This is a genomic window from Candidatus Stygibacter australis (assembly GCA_030765845.1).
In the GTDB taxonomy this organism is placed as follows: Bacteria; Cloacimonadota; Cloacimonadia; order Cloacimonadales; family TCS61; genus Stygibacter; species Stygibacter australis.
In genome coordinates this window covers 32,815-42,147 of the sequence record JAVCDJ010000235.1, presented here as the reverse complement: position 1 = coordinate 42,147, position 9,333 = coordinate 32,815, and the positions used below count along the sequence as shown (strand labels likewise).

The 9,333-nt window shown below is 39.3% G+C and carries 5 protein-coding genes; all 5 read right to left on the bottom strand.

The window, feature by feature from the left end:
* A partial coding sequence (locus tag RAO94_12100; GenBank protein MDP8323085.1) for a hypothetical protein occupies positions 1-1,101 on the bottom strand: 1,101 nt, incomplete at its 3' end.
* Positions 1,102-1,195: 94 nt separating this feature from the next.
* Positions 1,196-3,163, bottom strand: a complete 1,968-nt coding sequence (locus tag RAO94_12095; protein MDP8323084.1) for an LruC domain-containing protein — start codon at positions 3,161-3,163, stop codon at positions 1,196-1,198.
* A gap of 13 nt (positions 3,164-3,176) precedes the next feature.
* Positions 3,177-5,141, bottom strand: coding sequence for an LruC domain-containing protein (locus RAO94_12090; protein MDP8323083.1), 1,965 nt, complete (start codon positions 5,139-5,141; stop codon positions 3,177-3,179).
* Positions 5,142-5,458: 317 nt separating this feature from the next.
* A complete protein-coding gene (locus RAO94_12085; protein MDP8323082.1) occupies positions 5,459-7,615 on the bottom strand; it encodes an ABC transporter ATP-binding protein in 2,157 nt (718 codons plus the stop codon).
* A complete protein-coding gene (locus RAO94_12080) occupies positions 7,570-9,321 on the bottom strand; it encodes an ABC transporter ATP-binding protein (GenBank protein ID MDP8323081.1) in 1,752 nt (583 codons plus the stop codon). The genes RAO94_12085 and RAO94_12080 overlap by 46 nt, the downstream gene beginning before the upstream one ends.
* Between the last annotated feature and the right edge of the window lie 12 nt (positions 9,322-9,333).

The window sequence follows — 9,333 nt, the reverse complement described above, 5'->3', positions numbered from 1 at the left end:
GATCGTGATCAGGTTGGCGAATATTATCAGATTCATTCCGGTTACTGCCAGTTTATTGGGTGTGATGCCATAAGTGAAAAGGCGGTAGAGTATAGCCGAAAGCGCGATCAAATTCAAGACGCAGGCAAATAGAGTGAGAAAATAAAGGACAATAAATTGGAATTTATCCTTTTTTGTCCCAGTAATATTACTAAGCGAAAATATTGTAACTGACAGCACAGTGAATAGTATAATATTGAAAACGATCAGGAATTCGCGTTCAGCATAGATGTTTTTTCCTGCCTGGGCAATGGTGATCAGATAGATGATCAGAACGATCAGGAGCACAGGATTGAATATTCTGGCGATGAGGGGAACTATTTTATTAGTGAGAGTTGGTATGCGTTCAATGGCAAAGCTGGCAATCAGAGGTGATATAATTGCTGCGTTAATATACAGATCCAGAACCATCATATCACTGAATTTGATATCCATCGATTCAAACAGACTGATAGTAATCCCCAGCAGAATAGTCCAGCAGATCATTACCAGTCCCGTAAAGAGCAGCAGGTCACCATTATAGCGCAGGAATCCTGTCCAGGCTCTGGAATCATTTGATTTACCGATATTAAATGCTAAACCGAACATAAACCAGAAGAGTATGGGGGCATGTAATAATGCCAGGATAAATGTCTGCCCTTCAGGGTATCCGCTGAGACTGTTCAGATGCAATGTCATCAAACTGTAAAAAAACAGAAATCCCAGCCAGAAGAACAGTTTACTGTTTTCTTTGCGGAGCAGTTCATAAAAAGTGATACCAGCAAAGGCTATCAATAAAAGATTTTTTATTTCAAATAATTCTTTCATCGAATCAGAAAAGCCAAATATCTGGGGAATTCGAGCCAGAAAAATAACTGCAATAAGTGATATGATGAGAGGAGTGAAATTAACTTTCTGTTCAATTGTGTCCTGTAGTCTGACTTGCCAGAAGTGGATCAGGTCAGAAGGCAAAACTTCTGAAGTTACTTTTTGAAAGGCTGATTTAAATCCATGCTTGTCCTGCCGGTAAAGTTGTTCCAGGGCTTCGGGATCATTAAGAGCTTCTTTAATTTTATTTTCCATGATCATTCCCCACTATTAAAAGAAAAGGCAGCATAATAAATTTCTTTATCCTGCTGCCTGTATTTTTTATCACATGATTTAAAATATCATTTCATTAATGATCTATATACACCTTATCCATATCCACACGATCGCTCTGGAATAAATACCATTCCTGGTTAGAAATGCCACCGCTTTCTGCCCAGCCGGCAAACTGATCATATACTTCAATTATGCTGTTTTGCTCTGCGGGGTAATGCCAGCTTTCCGGCATATTCAATGCCCAGGGTAGATTTGTGATAGAGAGATAATAACTATCCAGAGAAGGAACTGAAGCGTCATCATGAGTTCCAAATAAGTTAAGATCGGCTCTTCCAGTGGGACTATGATTGATGAGATGGATTTCATGAGATACATCGCCCTGCTGGATCATAAAAATATTAAATGGCAGCAGGAAATCCAATGCTGATAAATCCAGATGACTGGCTAAGGTCATATTACAGTAGAATTCTATCGGAGCATGAGTTGGCAGGTCCATATTTGTGTTATATGCCGCCGGCACCGGCTGACCTGTCAATGATGTGGTGTTGCTGAATAGATCAAGTATCGTATAGTTATCTTCAACCAGTGCTGGTGTGAGATTATCACTATATCCCGTGATCGTTACATCACTATAAGTAAAAGGAAATTCAATAGAAAGACCATTATTATTGCTGGCACCTACTGCTCTGAGTCGTCCTAAAACATCAATATCCTTCATCAAACCAGCGGCATTTGTTACTATTTGATAACGGAAGTCAATAACCAAATCATTAAGATCATAATCACCATAATGGGGCCATAGGTCTTCAAAAACTACCGTGGCATATTCTGTGGATGGATAATATTGAGTAAAGGCACGATCAGGATCATTTGGAAATTCATCAATAGGATCACTTACTCCATCACCATCAGTATCTGGAGGAACGTCGATAGGGGGAATATTTGTGTTATCTATACCACTTAAGGGATTAGCATTAGCTATAAAAACGGCATCATTGAAATCATGATCACAAAAACTTTCCTGGCGATTTACATCTTCAAAGCCAAGCACAAAAAGCTCATGTTCGGCATCATACAATAAAACAGTATGCTCATCATCAGGAGCACCTTCGGGATTATACTGCTTGTCACTATAAAAGCGCTGGGCAGTTTCAGAGACGTTTGCCGATCCTTCCCAGCCATTTTGGACCAGGAACCAGCCTATTACTGTCCCTGCCGTAAATGTTCCCAGATATATCTTGGAACCCGATTCCAGAGCTCCACCATAGCCGGGATATGAACAATTGGGGAATAATATAGTATGATCTAAAGAAGCAGGATCAGCAGGAGGATTCCCTACAGGATATGTATAAAAACCAAAGGCATTTCGATAACTGGCACCTTCAGCTACAAACGTTATCCAGACATCCGCATCTTCAATAATAACAAAGTTTGATTCTACTCCGTCAGCTATATATTCAGGATGAGTAGTACCCACATCTTCATGTTCAGGCAGGGAAGTGGAAATACGGGCTATAACCTCCGGTTCAATAGCAATTAAATCTATGGGAGAGGGTACCCCCTGGCTATTATAGGTAACACCAGGAAGATAAGAAAATGATCTGGTTGCAGCAGGAGGTTCATAATTTGCATCACTTCTGAATCCCTGACCGGGACCCATTTCATATCTTGCTTCTCCATTGATGATTTCCAGTTCCTGACTGCTCATAAGACCACTTACAAATAGCTTATTAACATAGGAAGGCACAATAAGCTGTCTTTCGATAATTCCAGTTTCATTTGTTACTGCCTGCATAATATGCATATTTTCGTTATCACTATTCACATAGGCGATGTCAAAAACGATACCTGCAACCGGGGCAGTATTATAATTCTGGATATTGATATACAGGTCTACATTTTGTTCTGAGGAAAAATCAAATCCATCCGGAATTTCTAATTCCTGCATACCATTTGGTGCCTTGTTAATGTCATTATCATTTGAGGTGCAGGAAACCAGCACCAGCATAGTGATAAGGAGCAAGTAAATTAATCTCTTCATTCTATTCTCCATTTTATGGGGTTTGATATATTTTTTCAGGGTCAACTCTATCTTCTAAATAGAGGAACCAGTCTTGGAAGGATTCTCCTCCGCTTTCTGCCCAGGCAGCAAAATTAAAATATGCCTCTGTGATAGTGTTTCTTTCTATGGGATACTTCCAGCTTTCGGGAAGATTCAAACCCCAGGGCAGGTTAAGGGGTGACACGTAATAGGAGCCCGTATCAGGATTACTATTATCATCATCTGTCATGAACAGATTAAAATCATGTCTGCCTGTAGGTGCATAATTCATCAAATGGATTTCATGGCTTTGTGCTCCCTGTCTTGTGATAAATGGATTAAAGGGGAAGGAGAAATCCAGGCTTTCTATATCTATCGGATCAGTTAGCGTCACCTTTGCGTTGAAGTCAACTGGATCATAATATACAGCATCAGTTTCAGTATTAAATATGGTACCTGCCGGCAGACCAGTGATCATTGAAGTTGACTGGAACAGATCAAAAATAGTGTATTCTCCATCCTGTACTAATGCCGGGAAGATATTATCGCTGCTTTCAGTTAAAGTAAGATTAGCATATTCAAATGGCAGCAGAACACTAAATCCGTTATTATAAAAAGCGCCGGCAGCTCTTAAGCTGAATTCCAGATTAAGATCCTTCACTTCATCATCTGCATTGGTTACCATCACATAACGGTAATCCAGCACCATATCATTCATGTCATAATCACCATAAAGGGGCCACATATCTTCATAAACCAGCGTTGCTGTTTGAGTGGAAGATGGATAATATACATCAAATGCCCGTTCGGGATCATCAGGGTAATCATCAAATGGGTCATTTACGCCATCATCATCAGAATCTACAGGTATATCTATTGGCGGAATTCCAGAAGTATCTATATTCTCTATAGGGTTAGCAGTTACAAAAAATACTGCATCATTGAAATCATTATCACCACCAGGTCTCACCTGATCATCAAATCCCAGTAGAAATAATTCTGTTTCTGCATCAAATAGCAGCACCTGGTGCTGGTTGTATTCTTCGTCTTCTTCGGGATTATATTGTCTGTCACTATAGAATCGTAGAGCAGTTTCATCTACATTAGTACCATAATCCCAGCCGTCCTGTACCAGGAACCAGCCCATTATTGTGCCAGCCCCAAATCTGCCTATATAAAGCTGCATCCCGGAAGCTAATCCTCCACCACTACCCGCAAGAGAAGTATTGGGAAATAGCAGGATATGCTCTAGTGAGCTCGCATCATCCGGCGCTCCTGCTTCCTGATCATAGGTATAAAAGCCTAAAGAATTTTTGTAACCCGCACCCTCTGTGATAAAGGTCACCCACACATCAGAGCTGTCTGAGATTATAAAATTTGTGGTGATCCCATCTTCCAGATACTGGGGATGAGAATTTGGTAAACTAACGCCCTCAGGCAAAGAAGTATCTACTCTCGTAAGCATCTCAGCAGTTACAGGAAACATATCATAAGGATTGGGAACCCCTTGACTATTGTATGTGATACCATCCAAAAATGTGAAATTGCGGGAAGGAGCTGGAACTGTGAAATCACCTAATATTTCTCGTCCTCCCGGAACAAAGGAATACTCTACTTCATTATTGATTATGTCCAGTTCAATGCTGTTCATAAAACCTGAAATAAACACTTTCCTCACATAAGATGGCAGGTCAAGAATAGAGTTTATCACTCCAGCAGTATTGGTCATATTTGATCTGATGAACTGATAAGTGCCATTGTTATCTACATAAGATAATCCATAAACTATCCCCGGTACGGGTTCGCCCAGGTTTGATTGGAGAGTTATATCCACTCGCACATCATTTTCCAGTGAAAATTCAAAACCATCAGGTATTTCCAGATCTGTAATGGTCTCAACATTCTCCTCGTCATCACTAAATGAACATCCTGCCATCAGCAGCAGGGAAATCATTATAAATATTAATGAAAATTTCATTATTCCTCCTATTGCATTATTATAAATTCACTTATTTTACAATATAATTCAATAATATATAAAGCAATAAATATACCAAATTATTTCTTTTTTGATTAACATAATTGCACCTTTCTGATAAATCACATTAATTATCTATAAAATATATAGTTATCTGTCAATGATTTTTTAATAATCTTAGAATAAATCTCTTTTTAGCCCTTGATTTTTTTTGTCAGGTTTCAAGAAAAATTTGCTGATGACCATTTTCAGGCAAAATTATGACCGATTCCGGCTAATATAAATAATTATAATAAGATAGTTGCGCCTACGGTTTATCAGCGTTCATATTGCAGCCGATATAGATCATAATAAAAACCTTTATTAGATATAAGTTCATCATGACTGCCAATCTCTACAATTTTACCCTTATGCAGCACGATGATCCTGTCAACATGCTTGATAGTAGAAAGCCTGTGAGCAATGATCAGCGAGGTTCGATTAGCCATAACTTTGCCAAGAGCATCCTGGATCAATATTTCAGTTTCAGTATCGATATTTGAAGTAGCTTCATCCAGAATGAAAATTGCCGGATCATAAGCTAGAACTCTTGCAAAAGCCAGCAATTGTCTTTGTCCCACAGAAAAAGTAGCTCCTCTTTCCATCACAGGTTCATCATATTTCTGGGGTAATCCCTCGATGAATCTATCCACATTGACCATCTGAGCTACCTGCTGTAAACGATCATCGGATATATCCTTATTATTCAAACTGATATTATCTCTGATTGTACCTGAAAAAAGAAATACATCCTGCTGCACTATTCCTATCTGGGAACGGATATCCGGCATAGCGAGACTGGTGATGGGTTTATCATCTATCAGAATCTCACCCTTTTGAATGGGATATAGTCTTGAAAGCAAACTCACAATAGTGGTCTTGCCAGAACCGGTATGCCCCACTAAAGCAATTTTTTCTCCTGGTTTGATCGAAAAAGAGACGTCTTTAAGTATCCAGTCCTCATCATTATATGCCATCCAGACGTTCTGGAAATCTATCTTACCTTCCAGATCAGGCTTTTCGTTAGAAAATTCAATATCTTCCTCTTCCAAAGGCTGATCCATCAGGTCAAAGATCCTCTCAGCTCCGCTCATTGCCGCCTGTAATATATTAAAACGCTCAGCAATACTGTTTATCGGATTAAAAAATCTTTCCATATATCTTAGAAATGCCATAAATATTCCCAAAGTAATGATACCCTTGAGTATCAGTCCACCACCATACCAAAGGATGATAGCCACCGATAATCTGCTGAATGACCAGATCAAAGGTCTAAAAGCAGCATAAAGATTCAGCTCATTTAAAGAAGCATCCAGAAATTTATCATTTTTATCTTTGAACTGGGTTTGCTTGCGTAATTGCAGATTAAAGAGTTTTATGATCTTCATACCCGAAATATCCTCTGAGAGTGTAGCATTGATGATAGCTGTACGTTTGCGAACTTCCCGATAAACCACTCGAACTTTATCACGGAATATTTTCAGCAGAAATATCACAATAGGCACAATGATCATGCAGACCAAAGTCAATTGCCAGGAAAGGATGAACATGGTTACAGTGATCCCGATCACAACCACAAAATCCTGAATTATCTGGATCAAGCCATTAGCCAGCATCTCATCCAGTGTCCGTACGTCATTGGTCACGCGAGTTACCAGCCTACCCACAGGATTTTTATCAAAAAAGGAAGTTGGCATTTTTTCCAGATGACCAAAGAGATCGATCCGCAGATCAAACATAGCGTGCTGGGCAGCGATATTGATAAAAAATACCTGAAAGAAGGAAGCAAACAGCTGCACGGTGATCACAATCAGATATATGATCCCAAAATGTTTGATATTTTTGATATCATCTTCACGTAACAGTGAAAGGTTTTCATTTGTAATGTCAGAGTTATGCTGAAGCTTGGTAAATGAACTTCTGAATATGGCAGATTTATCAATACTGACTTTAATAGTTTTCACACTGTCTGGTAGAACTCCTAAAGCGCTATTATTGACTAGAACTACGTCTTTCCACCAGTTTGTACTCTGCTTAAATTTATCTATCTGATCTTTGGTAAAAAACTTCTCTTTATTACCCTGATAGATCAAATACTGGTCATATTGCTCAAATTTCACTCTTGGATTATCTTTGATGATCTCATCTGCCTGCTGGCTGGAGGTGCACTCTATCAAATTACGGTCACTTACTATATATCGATCCACAATAGTTTTGGTGATCACAGGAATTATCCAGGTGCAGGATGCCAAAATGACCAATAAGATAAATGAGATAACCACATATTTCATATACGGTTTCAGATATCTTACTAATCGCTTGAAAAGGTCCCTATCATAGATCTTTCCCTGCAGATCATCGGCATTAACATCAAAATTATGGCGTGGCATTAGTCCCTGGACTCCAGTTTTTCTTGTAATTGCTGCTTTTCCCACAAATTGTAATACAATTTACCTTCCTGCAGCAATTCGCTATGTTTCCCGCTTTCCACGATTTTTCCTTCATCCAGCACGATGATCTTATCTGCATGCTGTAAAGAAGAGATTCGATGAGCGATTATTATGGTAGTTTTCCCTTTTCTTACTTTGATCAGGTTTTCCAGAAGCTGCTTCTCTGTCTGAGTATCCACTGCCGAAAGTGAGTCATCAAAAACCAGTATTTCAGCATCAGATAAGATTGCCCGGGCAATAGCTATCCGCTGCTTTTGACCTCCGGAAAGCGTTACGCCTCTCTCACCCACTTCGGTTTCATAACCTTTTTCAAAACCTAAAATCTCTTCATGCACCTGGGCAAGTTTCGCTACTCTTTCCACCTCAATATCATCTGCATCCAGTTTCCCTAAGCGGATGTTATTTGCTACTGTATCCGAAAACAAAAATATATCCTGGGGAACAGTTATGATCGTTTTACGCAATAGATCCAAAGGTATTTTATAAATCTCATGCCCACCTATGAACACAGAATTTTCCTGAGGATTATAAACTCTCGTTATCAAATCTATTAAGGTGGTTTTCCCGCAACCGGTTCTGCCTACAATCGCCAGTGTTTCTCCCTGGTTCAATTCCAGATTAACATCATCAAAAATTTCAGGTGACTCTTCAGAATATTTGAATTTCAGATTACTGAGTTTCAAACTACCTTCTACTCCCTTCAAGCTGCTATCTGTTCTTTCATCATCGATTATTGCAGGCTGAATATCAAAAATGGAATTTAGCCTCAACATGGAAGCCTTGCCACGCTGATATAGATTGATTGCCATGCCAATTGCCATTACTGGCCAGGCAAACATACCCAGATAAGTGGAAAATGCTACAAATTCACCAATCGTGATCTCACCCTGGATCACGTTTATCCCACCAAATATTATTACGATCCCCATTGAAATCCCAATTATGAATCCAAAGGATGGATGGAATATCGCTGATAATTTTACCAGTGCTATATTATTTTTTACATAATCATAAGATACTTCCGATATCTTGTCACGCTCCGCTTCTTCCTGCACAAATGCTTTGATTACACGTATCCCGGAAATACTCTCCTGCACCCTGCCGCTCATATTGGCAAATATCCGCTGCACATGCCGGAAACGATGATGTATTTTCTGACCAAAGATTGTGATCACCAATGTAAGAATGGGTAGCGGAGTCACAGCTAAAAGAGTCAATTTTAGATTGATATCAGTCATAAAGATAAAGGTCACCACCGAAAAGAAACATATCTCTACAAGGATCACAAATCCAAAACCAAACAGCATTCGCACCGCATTCAGGTCATTTATGGCATAAGCCATTAAATCTCCGGTATGAGACCGGTTATAAAAATTCTGAGATAATTTCAGTAGATGATCATAATACATCTGACGCAGATCACGGCTCAATCGCAATGATGAACCTATCAAAGCCAAGCGCCACAACCGACGCAATAATGCCATCAAAAATGATAATCCGGCAATGATCAAGGCATATTTAACCAGATTTGCGCGTACAAAACCCGGGTCAGATAATTTATCAATGGCTATCTGCAATACCTTGGGTATGTAAAGTTGAACTATATCCACCACCATCAAAAGAAATAATCCCAGCAGAATTGGCAGGGCATTCTTCTTGAGAATGGGAAATACGCGCCAGAATATCTTCATATTAAAGGATTA